Source organism: Butyrivibrio sp. NC2007 (assembly GCF_000421405.1).
Classification (GTDB): Bacteria; Bacillota; Clostridia; order Lachnospirales; family Lachnospiraceae; genus Butyrivibrio.
In genome coordinates, this window is sequence record NZ_ATWY01000011.1 from 106,629 (window position 1) to 129,479 (window position 22,851).

A 22,851-nucleotide genomic window follows, 5' to 3' on the forward strand; every position below is an offset into this window, starting at 1 on the left:
TGTATTAATCACACAGTAGTTATAAAAAATGTATATATGAAAGGTTACCGGACTGTATTCCGGTAAGAAAGGTAAAAACATGGCGAACAAATGGGTTTATATGTTTAGTGAAGGTGACATGACAATGCGTAACCTCCTCGGTGGTAAGGGTGCTAACCTTGCTGAGATGACAAGCATTGGCCTTCCGGTACCACAGGGCTTCACAATCACAACTGAGGCTTGTACACAGTATTACGAGGATGGTCGTAAGATTAACGACGAGATCATGGCTCAGGCTATGGAAGGCGTTAAGAAGATGGAAGAGATCAACGGCAAGAAGTTTGGTGATCTTCAGAATCCTCTCCTTGTTTCCGTTCGTTCAGGTGCTCGTGCATCTATGCCTGGTATGATGGATACAATCCTTAACCTTGGTCTTAATGACGAAGTTGTAGCAGCTATGATCAAGGGCAATCCTGATCCTGCTTTCGAGCGTTTCGTATATGATTCATATCGTCGTTTCATTCAGATGTTCTCTGATGTAGTTATGGAGGTTGGTAAGAAGTACTTCGAGCAGCTTATCGACCAGATGAAAGAGAAGAAGGGCGTTAAGTTTGACGTTGACCTTACAGCAGCAGATCTTAAAGAGCTTGCTGAGCAGTTCAAGGCCGAGTACAAGAACCAGCTTGGTAAGGACTTCCCTTCAGATCCTGTAGAGCAGCTTAAGCTTGCTATCGAGGCTGTATTCCGTTCATGGGATAACCCTCGTGCTAACGTATATCGTCGTGACAACGACATCCCTTACTCATGGGGAACAGCTGTTAACGTAATGCCTATGGTATTCGGTAACCTTAACAATGAGTCAGGTACAGGTGTTGCATTCACACGTGACCCTGCTACTGGTGAGAACAAGCTCATGGGTGAGTTCCTTATCAACGCTCAGGGTGAGGACGTAGTTGCAGGTGTTCGTACACCTATGCCAATCGCTCAGATGGAGCAGGAATTCCCTGAGGCTTATGCAGAGTTCATCAAGGTTTGTGAGACTTTAGAGAATCACTACCATGACATGCAGGATATGGAGTTCACAGTAGAGAACAAGAAGCTCTACATGCTTCAGTGCCGTAACGGTAAGAGAACAGCTCCTGCTGCTCTTAAGATCGCTTGCGACCTTGTTGACGAGGGACACAAGACTCCTGAAGAGGCAGTTGCAATGATCGATCCTCGTAACCTTGATACACTTCTTCACCCTCAGTTCGACGCTGCTGCACTTAAGGCTGCTACTCCTCTTGGAAAGGGTCTTGGCGCATCACCCGGAGCTGCTTGCGGTAAGGTTGTATTCACAGCTGATGACGCTGTAGCTTGGGCTGAGAGAGGCGAGAAGGTTGTTCTTGTTCGTCTTGAGACATCACCTGAGGACATCACAGGTATGAAGGCTGCTCAGGGTATCCTTACAGTTCGTGGTGGTATGACATCACACGCTGCAGTAGTTGCTCGTGGTATGGGTGAGTGCTGCGTATCAGGTTGTGGCGACATCAACATGGACGAGGAGAACAAGAAGTTCACTCTTGCAGGAAAAGAGTTCCACGAGGGAGATTACATCTCAATCGATGGTACAACAGGTAACATTTACGATGGTCAGATCGCAACAGTTGATGCTAAGATCGCCGGCGAGTTCGGACGTATCATGGCATGGGCTGATGAGTTCAGAAGACTTAAGGTTCGTACAAACGCTGATACACCTGCTGATGCTAAGAAGGCTAGAGAGCTTGGTGCTGAGGGTATCGGTCTTTGCCGTACAGAGCACATGTTCTTCGAGGAAGACAGAATTGCTGCATTCCGTGAGATGATCTGCTCAGATACAGTAGAAGAGAGAGAAGCTGCTCTTGAGAAGATCCTTCCTTATCAGCAGAACGACTTCAAGCAGCTCTATGAGGCTCTTGAGGGATGCCCTGTTACAATCAGATTCCTTGATCCACCTCTTCACGAGTTCGTTCCTACAACTGAGGACGAGATCAAGAAGCTTGCTGACGCTAAGGGCAAGAGCGTAGACGAAATCAAGGCTATCATCAATTCTCTTCACGAGTTCAACCCTATGATGGGTCACAGAGGATGTCGTCTTGCAGTTACATATCCTGAGATCGCTAAGATGCAGACAAAGGCTGTTATCCGTGCTGCTCTTGAAGTACAGAAGGCTCACTCAGACTGGAACGTTAAGCCTGAGATAATGATCCCTCTTGTATGCGAAGTTAAGGAGCTTAAGTATGTTAAGCAGATAGTAGTAGAGACAGCTGATGCTGAGATCGCTGCTGCAGGTGCTAAGCTTGACTACGAAGTTGGTACAATGATCGAGATCCCAAGAGCTGCTCTTACAGCTGATGAGATCGCTAAGGAAGCTGATTTCTTCTGCTTCGGTACAAACGACCTTACACAGATGACATTCGGATTCTCACGTGATGACGCTGGTAAGTTCCTCAATGCATACTATGACACCAAGATCTTTGAGAACGATCCATTTGCTAAGCTTGACCAGACAGGTGTTGGTAAGCTCATGGAGATGTCACTCAAGCTCGGTAAGCCTGTAAATCCTTCACTTCATGTAGGTATCTGCGGAGAGCACGGTGGAGATCCTTCATCAGTTGAGTTCTGCCACAAGATCGGACTTGACTATGTATCATGCTCACCTTTCCGTGTTCCTGTTGCTAGACTTGCTGCTGCTCAGGCTGCTATCGCTGAGAAGGCTGAGAAGAAGTGCGACAAGTGTGGTGCAGACACAAAGTCTTTCGTAGATGACGAGACAAAGGCTAAGCTTGAAGAGGCTGCAAAGAAGGCTGAGGAGATCGCTAAGGAGCTCGCTGAGCAGTCAGCTGAGGTTGCCAAGGCTGGTCTTGAGGGTCTTAAGGCAGGCGTTGACGCTGCAGTTAAGGCTTACAAAGAGGCTAGAAACAAATAATTGATCATTAAATGATCTTTAGAGAACCATCCAATACGGGTGGTTCTCTTTTTTATGATAAAATAGGGGATGTTGGAGGTTTAAAATGCGAGGAATAGACTTACATACACATTCAAACTGTTCAGATGGAACCTTTTCGGTAAAAGAGCTTATGGACTATGCCCATGAGAAGAACCTTTCCGCCATTGCCCTTACCGACCATGACACGGTTGATGGCCTTGATGAGGGAGCTTTATATGTAAAAGAGAATTATCCTGATATGGAGTTTGTCCCGGGAATTGAGTTTTCTACTGTGGAAGAGGGGAAAGACGTTCATATTGTCGGACTCTATATAGATCATCACAACACTGAATTTACCGGTAAGCTGCAGCAATTCATTGACTCAAGAACTGAGAGAAACAAGAAGATGTGCAAAAAGCTATCTGAGGAAGCCGGCATTCCAATATCCTACGAGGAGCTTGTCAGCTCTTTTCCGGGAGCTGTGCTCACAAGAGCCCATTATGCGGGGTTCATGGTGGACAGGGGATATGCCAGGAACAGAAACGAGGTATTTGATAAATACATAGGAGACAACTGCCCATACTACGTTGAAAGAGAAAAGATATCACCGGAGGAAGCCATTGGCTATGTGCTTGAAGCCGGTGGAGTACCTATTTTGGCTCATCCCATACTGTATCATATGAGCGACAGAAAGCTTGATGCCTTGGTGTCAAGGCTAAAAGACGCCGGGCTTAAGGGAATAGAGGCCATCTACTCAACCTACAGTCCCTCAGAAGAGAGGCAGATAAAAGAACTGGCAGCTAAGTACAACCTTGCTGTGAGCGGAGGCTCTGACTTCCATGGAGCCAATAAACCAAAGATTGATCTGGGGACGGGAATGGGGAAACTGTTCCTGCCGGAGGATCTTCTGGGCCCCATAAAAGAGATGTCTCTTTTTTATGGTGAAACTGCACAATTTTGACCAATTTTAATTTGTCAGAATACTGTATGAATTGTAGCCCGTGAATTATATAATGATTGATGTACTCTAAATATTTCTTAGGAGGAAAGTGTATGAAAAGACAAAGAGTTTTAAAAAGTGTATTATCAGTTCTTCTTGTATTGGCAATGGTATTAGCCACAAGAGCTACAGCTTTGACAGCTTTTGCTTACAATCCTATAGCAGAGGTCATGACAATTGCCGATGTTCCTGCCGATCTTTCCGGCAAGACAATCATTCTTCATTCCAATGATGTTCACGGAGCTATCGGACGTTATGCTTATATAGCATCTGTTAAGCAGAACTTCCAGAAGAGGGGAGCTGAAGTTATTCTGGTTGATTCCGGAGACTTCTCCCAGGGTACTTCTTATGTAGCTCAGTCAAAGGGAGCTGATGCTGTTACTTCAATGAATGCAGCGGGATATGACATAATTACCATCGGTAATCATGAATTTGATTATGGCCAGACTCAGCTGCGCGCTAATATTGCAGTTGGTAAGTTTAAGACAGTCTGCGCTAACATTCTTGATGCAAATGGCAATCCTATTTTTGATCCCAATACCATGTATACAACAAAGTCAGGTCTTAAGCTTGGATTCTTTGGTGTAAATACACCCGAGACACAGACTAAGTCCAATCCTGTATTTATTAAGGGACTTACATTCCTTTCAAAGGGTGATCTGTATGCCTGTGGACAGAAGCAGGTAGATGAGCTCAAGGCACAGGGCGCTGATCTTGTTATCTGCCTTGCTCACCTTGGAGTTGATAAAGAAGCTGCAAGAGAAGGCATCAGCAGCGATATCTTCTATGATCATGTAAAGGGTATAGATTTTCTTTTTGATGGACATTCACACACAGTTATGAGTGCTGAAGGCAAGGAACAGATGGAATCTACAGGAACTAAGCTTGAGACCATCGGCGTTCTTGTTATCGATGATGCTACAAAGAAGATTGAAAACAGCTATGTCCTTAGTCTTGACGGACTTCAGAAGGAAGTAGTAGCAGATGCGATCACAACAAACATTATCAAAAGAATAAACGCTGAGTATGATGTTGTATTTGCTAAGAGCGAGGTTAATCTTAACGGTGAGAAAGCACCCGGAAACAGAACTCAGGAGACCAACATGGGCGACCTTGTATCAGAGGCAATGCTCTGGACAGTTACAAAGGATGCAGGCTCAATATCTGTTGACCCTTCCCATGCGGTAGCAATTACAAACGGTGGTGGACTTAGAGCGCCAATTAAGGCCGGAGATGTTACCAAGAAAGACGTCAACACGGTTCTTCCTTTCGGCAATACAGTTACTGTTGTATATGTAACAGGTGAGCAGCTTCTTGAGGCTCTTGAGGCTTCAACCTTCTGTACACCGGATCCCGTTGGTGGCTACCCTCAGACAACAGGAATTAAATTTACCATCAATACCGGCAAGTCATATGCAGCAGGCCCGGCATATCCTGCATCAACTTATCATAAGCCTGCAAGCATTAACAGGGTAACAATTGAGAGTATTAATGATCAGCCTTTCTCTAAGACAGATACATATGCTGTAGTTACAAACAACTTCATCTCTGATGGTGGAGATACCTATTATGGTTTCTCACAGGCAACAGAGAAGTTTGACACAGGTATTCCTCTTGACGAGGCAGTTATGGCATACATAACAGAAGAACTTCATGGAAATATAGGAAGTAAGTATGCTGAGCCTCGCGGAGATCAGACAATTAAGTAATTCAACAAAAATTAAGCCTGCCATGCAGATTGCGTGGCAGGCTTCTTTTCATATACGATCAATATTAAAGGTGCTGATCTCTCTTAACCTTATCGTACTGCTTGTTGAGCCATGGATAGATAGCTGCTGTGAGCTTCATATCAAGGTTGAAGATGTAGACAGTGAAGGTCAGGGCGAAGAGAGCAGCGATAACGATCACTATTACTTTTATAACATGCAAAAATGTTGCCATTTCTTTTTCTCCTTGTGTTATAGATTTAAGTGAAATTCCATTACCAGCTCTTTTCATCCGGAAGAACTTCAAGTGATGGATCAATCGGCTCCTCGTTAAATACTGTCCTCATGAAGGAGTTGATCTGATCACGAACGCCCTGGCGGGAGATGATACGTGGATCGAAGAGGTCGTGGGATACCCAGACAAGAGGGATACCCTTTTCACGGGCCTTTTCTTCGAAGAGACCATGCATTCCATCGAGGGCCTTGCAGCTCATGTGCTCCCAGAGGATAACCATGTCTGCGTTGAACATCTCAACAAACTCCCAGAGCTCATCAAGAAGAACCTTGTAACCGCCGTGGGTTCTGTTTCTCATGATCATGTTCTCAGTAAGCCATGCCATATCGTAGATGGCCTGTTCTCTGTTCTCGGGAGTGTCCTCGGTGACAAGCTTCTTGGTGGATACCATTGAAAGCATATCTGTAAGAGGAACAATACCCCAGCAGTTAAGGAGCCATACCAGGAAGTCCATGTAGTAGTGGGACTGAACGCCCCAAACGATAGCACGGTGTCTGTATTCCTTGGCTGCCATTTTCTTTTTTGCATAAGCCTGACGAGCAAGTTTGGTTATCTTTTTATCTGCCTTCTCGAAGGCTGCAACTCTTCCGCAGATGGCCATGTAGTTGGTCTCTGTGTAGAGAGCAAGGTTTGAACCAAATACCTGAGGGTAAGGAGTACGGTTCATTTCAAGCCACTCCTGACGGCACTCGGTTGCGTAGTTAACACGCTTTGCACACTCAAAGTATGCCTTCCAGTCCCATTTAACGCCGGTGTGCTTCTCGATGAAGGCGATGGCGTTTCTGATCTCCTGAGCAGCATATTCCTGAACGTCATCCTCTCTGTGACGAAGAGGAGCAGCAAGCTGGAATACAGGGATTCCATTCTCCTTCTCAAGACGCTGGGAGATTACACCGTTACCAAGAAGTGAACCGTCGCAGGTTGTGTTGCATTGGATAGCGCATGCACCAAGGATCGGAGCATCATCGTCTATGGAAACACCTGCCTCAGCCTCGGGCATGGGGCATACGTCTCCGGCAAGACCGTATTCCTGAGCCACATCGATATAGTGGCATGCAGCGTACTGATTAAGGAGAACCGATACATAGGTGGAAGGAGTTTCTCTTGAGAGACATTTAAGAGTGGGGAAGCCCATCATTACAGCTGTCATCTCGTTTTCGTCAACAAGAACCACCTTATCTGAAAACTTCTTGTCATTGCCGATCCTGCGATCACCCCTAAAGAGTGAGTCAAGGAGCTTGGCTACGTCGTCGATAACAAGGTCCTGCTCCTCGTGACAGATACGCAGGTACTCGCCTCTAAGACCTTGTGTATGTCTGTCAACCATCATGGGAACTGCCAGGTAGTTGGCCATCCAGCGATATCTGAACATGGCCTTTACATTTCTTGGCTTCAAGACGAATTTACCAAGTGTCATCATGATCTTAAGCCATCTTGAATAGTCGTACATTGTGTCCGCAAGTCCGCGCCATTCACGTCTTTTTCTGACCAGGGATCCCTCTTTATAAAAATCACCGAGCCTGTCGGCGCCAATCTCTTTAGCCATTTGCATCACCTCGCTGAATCTTTTTAATCTCTATGCTCTCGACAAAGGCCTGTACTCTGGTGGTCATCTGTCCGGATACACCTATGCTGTAAGGCCTGTCAACTGAAAGAACAGGATAGCCGTAAGTGTTTCTGAGGATAGTTGAACCCATCATCTTTTCATAAGCCCATGGGTCGCAGAATTTCATCTGCTGGTAGATAATGCCGTCGGCTTTATATTCCTTGGCAAGCTCATCCACGTAGATCCTGCGGTGATCCATTTTGTCAGTGTTCATGTAGCGAGGGCATTCACCTCTGTTCATATAAGCTCTGCAGATCTGAGTAAGAGGATCTTCCTCATCGTTTAAAATGATAGGATTTCTGCCCGGAAGAGAGCCGTAGCAGAAACGGTCGGCACATACATAGGCGCCGGCGTCCTCAATGAGCTTAACAAAGTCTGTGTCGTCAACTTCAGAGCCTACAACAAGTACCCTTGCCCTGAAAGCATTCTTCTCATCAGGCTCGCGGGTCTTTAATTCCTCTAAAGTCTCTTCGAGCTTATCCAGTAAAAGATATTTAGGAGCAACATAGGTTGCCAGAGTGATCACATTAAATTCATAGCCGGTGATACGTGGATTTTCTTCCTTCCTGAAATCACCTATTGCACGGATCAGCTCGCATACGCGGTTGTGATCTGCTATGGCTTTCCTGATAGCCTCATCGGAAATATCGATGCCGTATTTCTCGCTAAGCGGCTTTAAAATATGGTTTCTGCACTGAACTACATAGAGATTAAGACCGTTGTCATCGGCCTTCATGGGAATCTCCATATACTCGAAAAAGAACTTGTCCTTACCCTTGCCAAGAGTATTAAGAAGTTCCATGTTCTCTATGCAGCGATTCATCATAGAGCAGCCGTCCGGAGTAATTACCGCGTCAGCAAAATTATAGCCTCCTTCAATGGCGCGCTCTAAAAGAGCACGGCTGTATTCGCATAGAAAGCTTGTCATGTAGTAAGTGGAGATGTCCAAGGATCCTGTCCTTGGTGCACGGAGACGTGCGGAAAAACACCCCGGAAGATTAAGTAGTGGTTCGGGAGTGTTTTCGCAGGCGTAGGCAACACAAATATTGCCATCTGCCTGTGCTTTTTGAACCAGCTCATTGTTTGCCTCAAGGAGCAGATTCTCGAAGAAAATCAGATGTTTTAAGTCTTTCACTATTTCCCCTACCTTCTTATTAATTATTTATAAAATAAGTCTAATAGAATAGGGAAAATATGTCAATTAATAGTGCATTTGCACGATATATTGATTTATAATATAAGGTAGTATCGATAACTGGACCGTCTTGAGGTATCTATGGCAAATTTAAGTTACGAAAGTACTGCTTCAAGTTCATATTCGGGACTGGATGTCTTTAGTGGAAACTCCTATGAGAATGAATTAAAGCTCTGTCAGGAGATGGGAGCCGATGTACAAAAGCTTAAGTCCCTTCATTTCAATACACTTCAGCTTTCGGAGATAAGAAAAGGCTTGTCCGATAAGCTCGATGTAAGCAAATACATGGATCCAAATCTTTCATGGGGTGCCATGGAGGAGATACGCCTTGAGATGTATCAGGGCATAGATATGTCTTCTTACAGAGAGCAGGGCTTTGATACAACTCAGCTTTCGCAGATAAGAGAGGGCCTTGTCGCCGGAATCGATGTTACTCCCTATGCCAAAAAAGTATATTTTGCTGACCAGATGCGTGAGATCAGACGCGGTCTGACAAAGGGAAGCGAAGTTCCCATCATTTTCTATCAGGATCCTGCCTTTGATGCGCTTCAGATGAGAGAGATCAGAAAAGGTCTCCAGGCGGGTATTGATATATCTCATTATGCCCATGTGACCATGCCATATCTGAAGATGAGAGCCATAAGAACGAGCGCTGAGGATGGCCTTGTTTTTGAACAGAAGGATATCGACAGATACAATGCCGGCATTCTGAATCAGATGCACAAGGCATATTTGGACAAGGTTGATATTTCAAAATATATAGCACGGAAATTTGATGCAGAACAGCTTGAAGAGGTGAGAATCGCCATAAAGAAAGGCCTTCCCATCGATAAATACATCACTGATGATATGAGAGGCGATACCATCAGAGAAATCAGGATCGGCCTTGAAAACGGCGTTGATGTCAAGCAGTATGCAGATGTTGCTTACGGCTGGCAACAGATGTATGAGATGCGTATCGGTCTTGAGCATCAGTTAGACATAAAGCCGTATTGCAAGCCTTTATATCAGGCTGATCAGATGAGAGAGATAAGACTTGGTCTTGAGGAGAGCCTTGATGTATCCAAGTTCTCATCTCTGATGTACACAGCAAGAGATATGCGCCGCATACGTCAGAGTATGCTTGCTGAAAATATAGGTGGCAAAAAAGGCGAAAGCATTGATCAGAAAGCTGAAGCTTCACCTGTATCTCCCAGCAGAATAACCGGTGAAGACGCCTTTGTTAATGATATGCTTGAGCACCGTGACACCTACCTCAACTTTGAGGAGGGTAACATGATGTGCTTCCTTACTTTGCCTGAAAGAATGGATGGCAGAAAATATACTGAGGAGATTATCTTTAAGTTCCTTGAAAAAGCCAAGGTTATCTATGGCGTAGACAAGGAAGCGGTAAAGAAAATAGGCCGTGAAGGTAAGCCGGTCATAAGAGCTTTAGTAGCTGCAGGAATGGAGGTTGTCAACGGACGTAACGGATACTACGAGTACTTCTTTGATACTTCCGAGGAACTTGAGCCGGAGCTTCTTAAGGACGGAACCTGTGACCTTGATAAGATGAAATGTCTGCAGCCTGTAAAGGTTGGAGATAAGATAGCTGAATACCACAAAGCCACCAAGGGAACTGACGGATACGATGTATTCGGCAATTACATAAAGGCAATTCCGGGAAAAGAGATACCAATCCTCAAAGGTACCGGCTTTATGATCATGAACGACAGAATAAGTTATGTCGCAACTTATACCGGAGCTATACGTATGGTAGAAGGAAAAGTTGAGATAACCAAGCTCATGGTGGTTCAGGAAGTAAAGATAACGGACAAGAAGATCAAGTATGACGGTACAGTCTTTGTAGTCGGAGATGTCTTTTCTGGAAGTGAGATAGAGGCAACGGGAGATGTGATCGTAGGTGGACATCTTGAGAGCTCAACTGTTGTTTCCGGCGGAGAAGTTGTCATAAAGGGCGGAGTGACCTGTCCGATTCGAGGCGGAATCACTGCAAAGGGCGATGTATGTGCCAAGTATTTTGAAGGCGCTACAATCAGCGGAGAGAATATTTCCGCCAACTACTTCATCAACTGTAAGGTTGAAGCAAGAGGCTATGTAAAGACCTACGGAAGAGTCGGCATGATCTACGGCGGAACCATTAACTGTATTTACGGAATAGAAGCAGCATCCGTGGGTAATAAGTCAGGAGCCAGAACCATCATCAACCTTGGTGTAAACTCCGGTATCCTTTCAAAATACAATAATGCTCAGAAGAGTATAGTCAGAGAAGTTGAGCAGCTGGAGACTTTGAACACCGAGAAGGAGAGGCTAAAGGAACTCGGAGCCGGAAACCGTGAGCTTATGCAGTGGAAGGTCAAGATAAATGCAGCCGTAGCTTCCAAAGAGACCAGGATAAGAGAGCTGAAGGCTGAGATAGCATCTCTTGAAGAGGAGATAAACAAGAGTAACGGAGCAAGCGCTGTTATCACTGAGATGGCCTATGCAAATACCATATTTGTCATCTCGGGTGTTATCTACAGGCTTGAGAGCGACAGAAAAACTTATGACAAGATGATATTCAAGGCGGATGCCAAGAAAGAAAATATTATAGTTTTATAAGGCCGATTGTAAAAAAACGTACTGCCGCAGGTGACTGTGGCAGTATTTTTTGTGAAAAAGAGCGATTGTTTAGGACTTGATTGTATGTTAAGTTTGGATTATAATTTTTGAGACTTTAACACATCACAGTAATGGAGGCAACATATGGCACAGCTTTGGGGTGGAAGATTTACAGGCAGCATCAATGAACTGGCGTGGACTTTCAACGCATCAATTACCTTCGATCAGAGGTTTCTGGAGGTGGACGTAAGAGGAAGCAAGGCGCATGCCACTATGCTTGCCAAACAGGGAATAATATCGGAAGAGGAGAAAGATGCCATTATTTGCGGACTTGATGCAATCCTTTCCGATGTCAGAGATGGTAAACTTGAGATAACAGATAAGTATGAGGATATCCATAGCTTCCTGGAGGCTAATCTGATAGACAGGATTGGTGATGCCGGCAAGAAGGTACATACAGGAAGAAGCCGTAATGATCAGGTAGCTCTTGATATGAGGCTCTACTGCAGGGGTGAGGTCGAAAACACTGCAAATCTCCTGGAAGAGATGCTTAAGTGCCTTAGCAGTATCATGAAGGATAACCTTGAGACTTATATGCCGGGATTTACTCATCTTCAGAAGGCACAGCCCGTAACACTTGCGCACCATCTCGGTGCATATTTTGAGATGTTTAAAAGAGACCTTCTTCGCATGAAGGATATCTATAAGAGAATGAACTACTGTCCGCTTGGAGCCGGAGCTCTTGCAGGAACAACATATCCTTTGGACAGGGATTATGTTGCAGAGCTTCTTGATTTTGAGGGACCTACCCTTAACAGTATGGATTCCGTATCGGACAGGGATTACCTGATAGAGTATATGTCAGCTCTTTCAACAATAATGATGCACTTATCAAGGCTTTCCGAGGAAATCATCATCTGGAACTCCAACGAGTACAGATTTGTGGAGATAGATGATGCCTACTCGACAGGAAGCAGCATCATGCCACAGAAAAAGAACCCTGATATCGCAGAGCTTGTAAGAGGTAAGACCGGAAGAGTATACGGCGATCTTATGAGCCTTCTTACCACAATGAAGGGAATACCACTTGCTTATAACAAGGATATGCAGGAGGACAAAGAGGCAGCTTTTGATGCCATGGATACAGTAAGAAACTGCCTTACACTCTTTACCGATATGCTTGCAACTCTGAAGTTCAACAAGGACAACATGGAAAAGAGTGCAACAAAGGGCTTTACCAATGCAACAGATGCGGCAGACTATCTTGTAAACAAGGGAATGCCATTCAGAGATGCACATTCGGTCATCGGAAGACTGGTTCTTGCCTGCATCGACAAGGGATGTGCAATTGATGATCTGTCTCTTTCAGAGCTTAAGGAGTTCTCAGAGCTCTTTGATGAGGATATATTTGATGCAATTTCTCTTAAGACCTGTGTCGAAAAGAGACTTACAGTCGGAGCACCAAGCCCTGATGTTATGAAAAAAGTAATTGAAGCGAACGATGAATTTCTGTCATCTTTTAGCTTTAAATAAAAAGAAAAAAGGAATATGAGAGGAGTAACTATTATGAGCGACAAGTTAAAAGTAGCGGTTCTTGGCGGAACCGGAATGGTTGGACAGAGGTTTATCTCAATTATTGAGAATCACCCTTGGTTTGAGGTTACTACAATTGCAGCAAGCCCTCGCAGCGCCGGCAAGACCTATGAAGAGTCAGTTGGTTCAAGATGGAAAATGGAAACACCTATGCCTGATTCTGTAAAGAACATCGTTATCAAGGATGTCACAGATGTTAAGGCTGTTTCTGAGAACGTTGATTTTGTTCTTTCAGCTGTAAACATGTCTAAGGACGAGATCAAGGCTATCGAGGAAGAGTACGCTAAGACTGAGACACCTGTAGTATCAAACAACTCAGCTCACAGATGGACTCCTGACGTACCTATGATCATTCCTGAGATCAACCCTGAGCACATGGATGTTATCGAGTTCCAGAAAAAGAGACTTGGAACATCAAAGGGCTTTATCGCAGTTAAGCCCAACTGCTCAATCCAGAGCTACACACCCGCTCTTACAGCATGGAAGGAGTTTGAGCCCTATGAGGTAGTTGCTACAACCTATCAGGCTATTTCAGGTGCAGGCAAGAACTTTGAGGAGTGGCCCGAGATGGTAGGAAACGTAATTCCTTTCATTTCAGGTGAGGAAGAGAAGTCAGAGAAAGAGCCTCTTCGTATCTGGGGTAAGGTAGAGAACGGCGTTATCGTTCCTGCTGATGATGTAAAGATCACATGCCAGTGCATCAGGATCCCTGTTCTTTACGGACACACAGCTGCAGCTTTCGTTAAATTCAAGAAGAACCCTACCAAGGAGCAGCTCATTGAGAAGCTTGAGAGCTTTAAGGGACTTCCTCAGGAGCTTGGTCTTCCAAGTGCTCCCAAGCAGTTTATCCAGTATATGCAGGATGATAACAGACCTCAGATCACTCTTGACGTTAACTATGAGAACGGTATGGGAGTAAGCATCGGAAGAATTCGTGAGGATTCTATCTACGATTGGAAGTTTGTAGGTCTTTCACACAACACACTGCGTGGAGCAGCAGGCGGTGCAGTAGAGTGTGCAGAGCTTCTTAAGGCCAGCGGATATATCAACAAAAAATAATTCATGTAAAGTGAACGTTATGGAAGAGATAAGAAAAATCGATCTGGCGTTTTTAAACAGATACTACGACAGTGGGCGCTCTAACATTCTTGTGGTTTACGGCCACAGGAATGTGGAGCAGAACTCGCTGCTCTTTAAATTCATTGAGAACAGAAGAAGTGTCTTTTACACTGCAAGGAGTGTCTCGAGCAGGGAGCAGATAAAGCTCTGGGAAAAAGAGCTGATGGAAACAAAGAGCAGCCTTTCAGAGAATCCCACCTACACAGAGATATTTGATCTTGCTATAGGAAGCGCGGGGAGAAACCCCGTGATCTTCGTCATTAAGAATTTCGAGTACATAATCAAATCATCGGATAGCTTTATGAAGGAGCTGGTAGGCTTTGTTGAGAAGAACGGCAAGTACAGACAGATCCTTGTTCTTCTTGTAAGCAGTGACGTGTCCTGGGTTGAGAACAACATGGTACAGAGCCTTGGCTCTTTGTCCACATCCCTTGCGGGATTCAGGAAGATAAAGCCCCTTCCTTTTTCGGAGATGAGAAGCTACTTCAAAAACATGCCCTACAGGGATGCGGTGCTTACATACTCTGTTTTGGGCGGACAGACACTCCTTTGGAGATACTTTGATGATTCCCTTTCTTTTAAGGAGAATGTGTGCAAGAACATTCTTGATCCGGGATCATTTCTTTACGGGGAGGCACTTCGCCTAACCGAATACAGCTTAAGAGAGACATCCGTCTATCATACCCTGCTTTCGGAGATGGCAAAGGGCGCCAATAAGCTCAATGACATTTATCATGCAACAGGCTTTTCAAGAGCCAAGATTTCAGTTTATCTAAAGACCCTTATCCATCATGATTTTGCTTATAAGGCATACTCGTTCGGAAATGCCGGAAGAGAAAATGTTATGAAGGGTGTCTATAAGATTTTGGACCCTCTGCTTGACTTTTACTTCAGGTTCATATTCCCGAATGAGAGCAGTTTATTACAGATGCCTGCCGACAAATTTTATGATATATTTATATCTGCAGGAATTCAAAATTATGCCGGTGAGCACTTTAAGAGCGTCTGCCGTGAGTACATTCTAAGGCTCGAGGAGAGAGGTCTTTTCCCCTTTGAGATCGGTGATGAGGGCGAGTGGATAGGCAAGGAAGGAACCATTGACATAATAGCTCAGAGTGATATGGGAGATACTGCCTTAGGGCTTTGTTCGTGGCAGAAACAGATAACCCATGCAGATCTTGATCAGCTTGAATACTGCGCAAAAAAAGCAAGACTTGAGGGAGATGTTATCTATCTCTTTTCCACAGCAGGCTTTGATGACTGGATCGTTGATGCGTCTCTAAAGCCCGGCAGTAAGCTTAGGCTGATAGGGATAGATGAGCTGACGAATGGCTAATAAATCTGTATATATTGCTGAGAAAAACAGCGTGGCACAGGCTTTTGCCGGTGCACTTAAAAAGAATTTTTCCAGGAGAGACGGTTACCTGGAGTCCGATGATGCTATTGTTACATGGTGCGTCGGACATCTGGTAACCATGAGCTATCCTGAGGTCTATGATGAGAAATTTGCAAAGTGGTCTTTTGACACACTTCCGTTTATTCCGGAAAACTATAGATACGAAGTTATAAGGAATGTCTCAAAACAGTTCAACATAGTAAAAGGCTTACTCAATAGAGATGATGTGGATACGATTTATATATGCACCGACTCGGGAAGAGAGGGTGAATATATCTATCGTCTTGTTGACATGCAGGCAAATGTCAAGGGCAAGGTAAGAAAGCGCGTATGGATCGATTCCCAGACAGAAGAGGAGATTCTAAGAGGAATCAGAGAAGCTAAGGATGACAGCGAGTATGACAACCTGGGTGCTTCAGCGTTTTTGCGCGCCAAGGAAGATTACCTTATGGGTATCAACTTCTCAAGAGCCCTGACACTGCGCTATGCGTATTCTATCAAGAACTATTTGGGACTTGATAAGTGCGTGATCAGCGTCGGCAGAGTTATGACCTGCGTTCTTGGTATCGTCGTTGACAGGGAGAGAGAGATCAGAAACTTCGTTAAGACTCCCTTCTACAGAGTGCTCGCAGGAGCGATGATAAATGGCAAGAAGTGCGATGCCGAGTGGAGAGTGACGCAGGATTCTCACTTTGACGGATCACCTGAACTGTACAGCGAAAAGGGCTTTAAGGCAAAAGAAGGTGCAGAGAAGTTGATCAGGGAAGTTGGCACGAGGGATAGAAGTGCCACAGTTGAAAAATGCGAGACCAAAAAGGAAGTCAAGAATCCTCCGCTTTTATATAACCTTGCGGAGCTTCAGAACGACTGCTCAAGACTATTTAAGATAAATCCCGATGAGACTCTGGCCATAGCACAGGAGCTCTACGAGAAAAAGCTTACGACCTACCCAAGAACCGATGCCAGAGTTATGTCCTCTGCCATTGCCAAGGTTATCGATCAGAACATAAAGGGCCTTACGGCCTATGAGCCCTGCTCGGTATTTGCAAGAGCCATACTTCAGCATGAGTCCTATAAGGGTATCGCCAAGACGAGATATGTAAATGACAAGGCAATCACCGACCACTACGCTATTATTCCAACCGGACAGGGATTTTCGGCAATTTCGTCATTAAGTCCCACATCTGCCCTTGTTTATGAGATAATAGTAAGGAGATTTCTTGCAGTTTTTTATCCACCTGCAACTTATCAGAAAGTAGGACTGGAATTATCTCTGCCAAACCTTGATAATGAAGGCAAGAGAGAACATTTTTTCGCCAATTTCAAGATCCTTACCGGGAAGGGCTATCTTCACGTAATGGACTACTCCTTCTCTAAAAAGAAGGATAATAAGGATAGCGAGGAAGAGGCTCCTAAGGATGGTGAAGATGCAGAACAGACCGTAACGGATGAAGAACTTTTTGAATACCTAAAGAAGATTAAAAAGGGCGATGAGCTCCCCATAGAATCCTTTGAGATCAAGGAGGGAGAGACTTCTCCGCCCAAGAGATACAGCTCCGGAACTATTATCCTCACCATGGAAAATGCCGGACAGTTCATAGAAGATGAAGAGCTTCGTGCTCAGATAAAGGGTTCGGGAATCGGAACCAGTGCGACAAGAGCCGGTATCCTTACCAAGCTCTTTAATATAGGTTATCTAAACCTCAATAAAAAGACTCAGATCATAACTCCTACGCAGATGGGAGAGATGGTCTATGAGACTGTGCTCTGCTCAATGAAGCCCATGCTCAATCCGGCTCTTACTGCCAGCTGGGAGAAGGGACTTACGGGGGTTGCAGACGGCTCCATCTCTGAGCAGGAGTACCTTAATAAGCTCAACGATTTTGTAACAAAGCGCACCAATATGGTCAAACAAAACGACTACAGAAATGCCTTAAGATCCAGGTTCGATTATGTGGCACCGTTTTATAAGACCACGAAGGAAAAGAAGAATGGAAGAACACAAAAGAAGTAAAAAGAGAAGACCGGCAATCCTTTTTCTACTTGCAATATGTATGATACTTACTTCCATTAGGCCTTCTGCCATAGCTTATGCTGCTGATGAGCAAAAGAAGGTTAAGGTCGGCTATTTCGAGAATGAGATATTCCAGGAAGGAGCCGGAGAAGGCCGGGTCAGAAAAGGATACGCCTACGAGTACTACCAGAAGATCGCTGAATATACAGGATGGGAGTATGAGTATGTCTACGGAAGCTTTTCAGATCTTTACAGAAAGCTTTTGGCAGGGGATATAGACCTTTTGGCAGGCCTTGCTTACACACCGGAGAGAGAGGGCGTTATAGGTTATCCCAGAAACTCCATGGGAAGAGAGACCTACAACCTTGTTAAGCATGCTTTTGATGATTCCATAAATAATCTTCCCGCGACTTTGGCGGGCAAGAAGATCGGTGTCCAGGAAAGTGCCATTGTTACAACTCTTAATGAGTTCTTAGAATCTCACAACATACTGGCTGATGTTGTGACCTTTAAATCAGCGGATGAGATGGTTGCAGCCTTTGATAATGAAGAGCTTGATGTTTATGTTGCTGAGAGTAACGGAACCTATAACAGAGAGAATGCAGAGCTTTTGTATGCCTTTGGAGCTACCGATTACTATCTGTGTGTAAATATAAACAGACAGGACCTGCTTAATGAACTCAATGAGGCTCAGGAACAGATCATGATCGAAGAGCCTAACTACATAAACGGTCTTAATATCAAGTATTATCCATCCAGCATCACCAGCAGGAGCTTTTCGGGTGCTGAAAAGAGGTGGCTTTCTGAGCATGACACCTTGAGAGTGGGTTATCTGAACAACTATATTCCATATTCTGATACCGATAAAGAGGGAAATGTCACAGGTCTGGTAAAAGACCTTATACCTGAGATGCTCAGGGAACTTGGAATAAGCACACTTTCTGTTGAGTATATCGGTTATGACAGCTATGATGATATGATCACCGCTATCGGAGAGCATCAGATTGAAACAGCATTCCCTGTTGGCGGAGGATTCTATTTTTCTGAGGAAAACAACATCTACCAGACTAATCCGGTTATAGCTTCAACCACAGCCATCGTTTATTCGGGAGAATACACAGAGTCCAAGCTCTCTACTTTTGCACTTAACAAGAACAACAGCATGCAGTATTACTTTGTTAAGAGCAATTTCCCCAATGCGCAGGTTACATTCTATGACTCCATAGAAGAAGCCTTGGATGCGGTAATTGAGGGCAAGGCAGGATGCACAACCTTAAACGGTATGCGCGTCAACAATATCCTTAAGAACCGCAAGTACAGAGAGCTCTCGGTTAAGCAGCAGAGCAAAGTGGATGAGAGATGCTTTGGTGTTCATCTGGGACATGAGGGACTTTTAAAGCTTTTAAACAGGGGACTCAATGTAGTAGGAAACGACCAGATCCAGGATATGGCACTTAGATATTCCGGAGACCTCTACAAGTATGGCCTGAAGGACTCAATACTTGATAACATGTGGTTTGCGGTCCTGATCGTTTTTGTGATTTCTTCAATAATTGTTGCTTCCCTCATCAAAGAGGTAATCTCTAATAAGAGGAGAGCATCAGAGAGAGAAGCAGATGCAAAAGAGCTTCAGAAAAAGAATATCCAGCTTGGTATAGCTGTAAGAGAGGCAGAAGAAGCCAACAAGGCCAAGGATGTTTTCCTCTCATCCATGTCACATGATATAAGAACTCCGATGAACTCCATCCTTAGCATGAATGAGATGATCCTAAGGGAGAGTAAGGATGAGAATATTCTTGAGTATTCAGGACACATCTTATCCTCAGGTAAGACGCTTCTTGGAATTATCAACGATATTCTTGATTTCACCAAGATAGAAGCCGGCAAAATGGAAATCGTACCCATCGAGTACGAAATCTCTTCCGTGCTCAATGACCTGGTAAACATTGCTAAGTCCATGACAGAGGAAAAAGGTCTTTTGCTGGAGCTTAATATAGACAGTGGCCTTCCGAATTACCTAAGGGGTGATGAGATTAGGATTAAACAGGCTGTCACAAACCTCATTACTAATGCGGTTAAGTACACTAAAGAGGGAAGTGTGACCATAGGCCTTGGCTATGCAAGAATGCCCGGCGATGACAAGAGTGTTCTTTTAAACTTCAGTGTAAAAGACACGGGAATAGGCATTAAGGAAGAGGAGATCAATAAGATCTTCGAAGCTTTTGAGAGACTTGATAAAAAGAAGAATCAGGGAGTAGAGGGAACAGGTCTTGGAATCACCATAACTCAGAAGCTCCTTAACCTCATGGGGTCAACTCTTGAAGTTGAAAGTGTGTACGGAGAGGGCTCGTCATTTAGCTTTACTCTTAAGCAGGAAGTACTTAAATGGGATGCTGTCGGTGATTTCGAAGCAGCCTTCAGAAAGTCAATCGTAGAGAGAAGCAAATATAAGGAGAAGTTTACGGCTCCTGATGCAAACGTTCTTGTGGTTGACGATACTCCGGTTAACCTTACAGTATTTAAGAACCTCTTAAAGCACACCAAGCTTCGTATTGATGAAGCAATCAGTGCCGATGAGTGCATTGAGAGAGCATCAAGAAAGAAGTATGACCTTATCTTCCTTGATCACATGATGCCTCATAAGGACGGCATCGAAGCCCTTAAGGAATTAAAGGCCATGAAGGACAATCCCAATATTGAGACACCGATCGTATGCCTTACAGCCAATGCAATTGCCGGAATGAGAGAGGTTTACATCTCTGCGGGATTTGATGATTATCTGGCTAAGCCTATAAATCCGTCAGCTTTGGAGGATATGATCATCAAGTATCTTCCAAATGACAAGATCTGTCCTGTATCCAAGGAAGGAAATGTTCCTCAGAAGACGGATGAGATTCCAATGGCACTCTATGAGCTTGAGGGACTTAACGTATTTATCGGAATCAAGCACTGCGGAGATAAATCATCATACCTTGAGACACTTCGCACCTATAAAGACTCAGCGCCGCAGACCATTGCTGATATTGAGTCCTACTGGGAGAAGAGTGATATCCTGAATCTGACAACCATGGTTCACGGTATAAAGAGCTCGTCAAGGATCATCGGTGCTTCTGAACTCGCTGACCTTGCTGAGAAGCTTGAAAAGGCAGGAAGAGTCGGTGATGAGGAGACTTTGTTTGACGGTCTGAGTGACCTGATGCTTCTCTACAGAGATCTTACCAATAGGATAGTTGTTCCCGATGAGAAGCCTGTAAGCGAAGACGGAAGAAGAGTTCTGGATAGAAATGAACTTAAAAGTATCTATGTGAGCCTTAGGTCTCACCTTGATAACGGCCATTACAAAGAAGTGGAGAGCATCGGAGAGCTTTTGAAAAACTCCGCTGTTCCCGAAGATGAGAGAGATAGGGTAGAGAATATTATTGAGGTTATTTCGGCCTACGACTACGACGATGTGTACAAATTCATCTGAGAGTAAAATAAATGTTAAATTTCTATCATATCTGTTGAAAAGTACCGCGAATTATGCAAAAATATGTATTGGCACGGCTTAAAAGTGTACAAAACGTGAGTGAGTAATGCAAATTACTTTACAATACGAAAGGAGATTTTCACATGATTTACTCAACAGAGGTAAAAAACATGTGCCCTGTAACACAAGGGGTACACCATGGCGCAGCTCCCATTCCGGAAGAGGCAAAGTGGGTTAAGTCAAAAGAAATAAAGGACATTTCAGGCTATACACATGGTATTGGCTGGTGTGCTCCACAGCAGGGTTGCTGCAAGCTTTCCTTAAATGTTAAGGATGGAATCATTCAGGAGGCTCTTGTTGAGACTATCGGATGTTCCGGAATGACACATTCAGCAGCTATGGCTTCTGAGATTCTTCCTGGACTTACAGTTCTCGAAGCTCTTAACACAGACCTTGTTTGTGATGCTATCAACACAGCTATGAGAGAGCTCTTCCTTCAGATCGTTTACGGAAGAACACAGTCTGCATTCTCTGAGGACGGACTTCAGATCGGTGCAGGTCTTGAGGATCTTGGTAAGGGTAACCGTTCAATGGTTGGTACAACTTACGGAACACTTGAGAAGGGACCTCGTTACCTCGAGCTTACAGACGGATATATCACAGATATCGCTCTTGATGAGAACGATGAGATTATCGGATACAAGTATGTTAACTTTGGTAAGATGATGGACTTCATCAAGGCCGGTGATGATGCTAACACAGCTCTTGAGAAGGCTAAGGGACAGTATGGTCGTGTTAATGATGCAGTTAGATGCATCGATCCCAGACATGAATAATAGGTAAGGAGGAATAATAATAATGGCTTTATTTGAATCATATGAAAGAAGAGAGCCCCAGATCCTGGCTTGCCTTAAGGAGTATGGGATTTCTTCCATCGAAGAATGTAAAGAGATTACAATGGCAGCTGGCATTGATGTGTACAGCCTCATCGAGGGCATTCAGCCTATCTGCTTTGAGAACGCAAAGTGGGCTTACACAGTAGGTGCAGCTATCGCAATCAAGAAGAACTGCCGCAAGGCTGCTGATGCAGCTGCAGCAATCGGTATCGGACTTCAGGCTTTCTGTATTCCCGGATCAGTTGCTGACCGCCGTAAGGTAGGTCTTGGACATGGTAACCTTGGTAAGATGCTTCTTGAAGAGGATACAGAGTGCTTCGCATTCCTTGCCGGTCACGAGTCATTCGCAGCTGCTGAGGGTGCTATCGGTATCGCAGAGAAGGCTAACAAGGTTCGTCAGAAACCTCTTAGAGTTATCCTTAACGGTCTTGGAAAAGACGCTGCTCAGATCATTTCACGTATCAACGGCTTCACATATGTAGAGACAGAGTATGACTACTACACAGGTGAGGTTAAGGAAGTATTCAGAAAGTGCTACTCAAAGGATGCAAATTCACCTCGTGCAAAGGTTAACTGCTACGGCGCTAACGATGTACAGGAAGGTGTTGCTATCATGTGGAAGGAGAACGTTGACGTATCTATCACAGGTAACTCAACCAATCCTACAAGATTCCAGCATCCTGTTGCAGGTACTTACAAGAAGGAGCGTACTGAGGCTGGTAAGAAGTACTTCTCAGTTGCTTCAGGCGGTGGTACAGGACGTACACTTCACCCTGATAACATGGCTGCAGGCCCAGCTTCTTATGGTATGACAGATACTATGGGACGTATGCACTCAGATGCTCAGTTCGCAGGTTCTTCATCAGTTCCTGCTCACGTTGAGATGATGGGTCTTATCGGCGCAGGTAACAACCCTATGGTTGGTATGACTGTTTCAACAGCTGTTTCTATCGAAGAGGCTGCTAAGGCTGGTAAGTTTTAATTTCGAGAGCCGAACTTAATAAAAAAATTAACGCCCCGGATTATTTCCGGGGC

The 22,851-nt window shown here is 44.5% G+C and carries 14 protein-coding genes; 11 read left to right on the top strand and 3 right to left on the bottom strand.

Annotated elements, in window-relative coordinates; all coding sequences use genetic code 11:
• Positions 1–79: 79 nt before the first annotated feature.
• The 3 genes from ppdK to G632_RS0110320 all read left to right on the top strand — a co-directional run bounded on the left by ppdK (position 80) and on the right by G632_RS0110320 (position 5,635).
• Positions 80–2,926, top strand: a complete 2,847-nt coding sequence (gene ppdK, locus G632_RS19625; protein ID WP_022769051.1) for a pyruvate, phosphate dikinase — start codon at positions 80–82, stop codon at positions 2,924–2,926.
• 85 nt (positions 2,927–3,011) lie between these two features.
• Positions 3,012–3,887 (top strand): PHP domain-containing protein, encoded by an 876-nt coding sequence (locus tag G632_RS0110315; protein ID WP_022769052.1) that lies wholly within the window; start codon positions 3,012–3,014, stop codon positions 3,885–3,887.
• Positions 3,888–3,979: 92 nt separating this feature from the next.
• A complete protein-coding gene (locus tag G632_RS0110320) occupies positions 3,980–5,635 on the top strand; it encodes a bifunctional metallophosphatase/5'-nucleotidase (protein ID WP_022769053.1) in 1,656 nt (551 codons plus the stop codon).
• Positions 5,636–5,699: 64 nt separating this feature from the next.
• Here the strand turns inward: G632_RS0110320 and G632_RS22165 are convergent, their stop codons facing one another.
• The 3 genes from G632_RS22165 to G632_RS0110335 are packed head-to-tail and all read right to left on the bottom strand — an operon-like array spanning position 5,700 to position 8,668.
• Complete coding sequence (locus G632_RS22165; RefSeq protein WP_022769055.1) at positions 5,700–5,867, bottom strand: hypothetical protein; 168 nt, start codon at positions 5,865–5,867, stop codon at positions 5,700–5,702.
• 40 nt (positions 5,868–5,907) lie between these two features.
• Complete coding sequence (locus tag G632_RS0110330; protein ID WP_022769057.1) at positions 5,908–7,473, bottom strand: 2-hydroxyacyl-CoA dehydratase family protein; 1,566 nt, start codon at positions 7,471–7,473, stop codon at positions 5,908–5,910.
• Complete coding sequence (locus tag G632_RS0110335; protein WP_022769058.1) at positions 7,466–8,668, bottom strand: 2-hydroxyacyl-CoA dehydratase family protein; 1,203 nt, start codon at positions 8,666–8,668, stop codon at positions 7,466–7,468. Before G632_RS0110335 ends, G632_RS0110330 begins: the two co-directional genes overlap by 8 nt.
• A gap of 141 nt (positions 8,669–8,809) precedes the next feature.
• Between G632_RS0110335 and G632_RS0110340 the strand changes: the two genes are divergently transcribed.
• The 8 genes from G632_RS0110340 (at position 8,810) to G632_RS0110375 (ending at position 22,798) form a co-directional block, all read left to right on the top strand.
• Positions 8,810–11,329, top strand: a complete 2,520-nt coding sequence (locus G632_RS0110340; RefSeq protein ID WP_022769059.1) for a FapA family protein — start codon at positions 8,810–8,812, stop codon at positions 11,327–11,329.
• A gap of 144 nt (positions 11,330–11,473) precedes the next feature.
• Positions 11,474–12,862, top strand: a complete 1,389-nt coding sequence (gene argH, locus G632_RS0110345) for an argininosuccinate lyase (protein ID WP_022769060.1) — start codon at positions 11,474–11,476, stop codon at positions 12,860–12,862.
• A gap of 33 nt (positions 12,863–12,895) precedes the next feature.
• Positions 12,896–13,981: an aspartate-semialdehyde dehydrogenase gene (gene asd, locus G632_RS0110350; protein ID WP_022769062.1), complete on the top strand. Its 1,086-nt coding sequence runs from the start codon at positions 12,896–12,898 to the stop codon at positions 13,979–13,981.
• 19 nt (positions 13,982–14,000) lie between these two features.
• Positions 14,001–15,377 (top strand): ATP-binding protein, encoded by a 1,377-nt coding sequence (locus G632_RS0110355; RefSeq protein ID WP_022769063.1) that lies wholly within the window; start codon positions 14,001–14,003, stop codon positions 15,375–15,377.
• Positions 15,370–17,451: a DNA topoisomerase gene (locus G632_RS0110360; protein WP_022769064.1), complete on the top strand. Its 2,082-nt coding sequence runs from the start codon at positions 15,370–15,372 to the stop codon at positions 17,449–17,451. The genes G632_RS0110355 and G632_RS0110360 overlap by 8 nt, the downstream gene beginning before the upstream one ends.
• Positions 17,429–20,920 (top strand): response regulator, encoded by a 3,492-nt coding sequence (locus G632_RS21210; RefSeq protein WP_022769065.1) that lies wholly within the window; start codon positions 17,429–17,431, stop codon positions 20,918–20,920. The genes G632_RS0110360 and G632_RS21210 overlap by 23 nt, the downstream gene beginning before the upstream one ends.
• 143 nt (positions 20,921–21,063) lie before the next feature.
• Positions 21,064–21,756: an iron-sulfur cluster assembly scaffold protein gene (locus G632_RS0110370; protein ID WP_022765395.1), complete on the top strand. Its 693-nt coding sequence runs from the start codon at positions 21,064–21,066 to the stop codon at positions 21,754–21,756.
• A gap of 22 nt (positions 21,757–21,778) precedes the next feature.
• Positions 21,779–22,798 (top strand): GGGtGRT protein, encoded by a 1,020-nt coding sequence (locus G632_RS0110375; protein WP_022765394.1) that lies wholly within the window; start codon positions 21,779–21,781, stop codon positions 22,796–22,798.
• Positions 22,799–22,851: the final 53 nt, after the last annotated feature.

Excerpts from the sequence above, each read along its gene's own strand:
- G632_RS0110360 (WP_022769064.1), top strand. The coding sequence starts at position 15,370 with ATGGCTAATAAATCTGTATATATTGCTGAGAAAAACAGCGTGGCACAG.
- G632_RS22165 (WP_022769055.1), bottom strand. The coding sequence starts at position 5,867 with ATGGCAACATTTTTGCATGTTATAAAAGTAATAGTGATCGTTATCGCT.
- G632_RS0110330 (WP_022769057.1), bottom strand. The coding sequence starts at position 7,473 with ATGGCTAAAGAGATTGGCGCCGACAGGCTCGGTGATTTTTATAAAGAG.
- argH (WP_022769060.1), top strand. The coding sequence starts at position 11,474 with ATGGCACAGCTTTGGGGTGGAAGATTTACAGGCAGCATCAATGAACTG.
- G632_RS0110320 (WP_022769053.1), top strand. The coding sequence starts at position 3,980 with ATGAAAAGACAAAGAGTTTTAAAAAGTGTATTATCAGTTCTTCTTGTA.
- G632_RS0110340 (WP_022769059.1), top strand. The coding sequence starts at position 8,810 with ATGGCAAATTTAAGTTACGAAAGTACTGCTTCAAGTTCATATTCGGGA.
- ppdK (WP_022769051.1), top strand. The coding sequence starts at position 80 with ATGGCGAACAAATGGGTTTATATGTTTAGTGAAGGTGACATGACAATG.
- G632_RS0110375 (WP_022765394.1), top strand. The coding sequence starts at position 21,779 with ATGGCTTTATTTGAATCATATGAAAGAAGAGAGCCCCAGATCCTGGCT.
- asd (WP_022769062.1), top strand. The coding sequence starts at position 12,896 with ATGAGCGACAAGTTAAAAGTAGCGGTTCTTGGCGGAACCGGAATGGTT.
- G632_RS0110355 (WP_022769063.1), top strand. The coding sequence starts at position 14,001 with ATGGAAGAGATAAGAAAAATCGATCTGGCGTTTTTAAACAGATACTAC.
- G632_RS21210 (WP_022769065.1), top strand. The coding sequence starts at position 17,429 with ATGGAAGAACACAAAAGAAGTAAAAAGAGAAGACCGGCAATCCTTTTT.
- G632_RS0110370 (WP_022765395.1), top strand. The coding sequence starts at position 21,064 with ATGATTTACTCAACAGAGGTAAAAAACATGTGCCCTGTAACACAAGGG.
- G632_RS0110315 (WP_022769052.1), top strand. The coding sequence starts at position 3,012 with ATGCGAGGAATAGACTTACATACACATTCAAACTGTTCAGATGGAACC.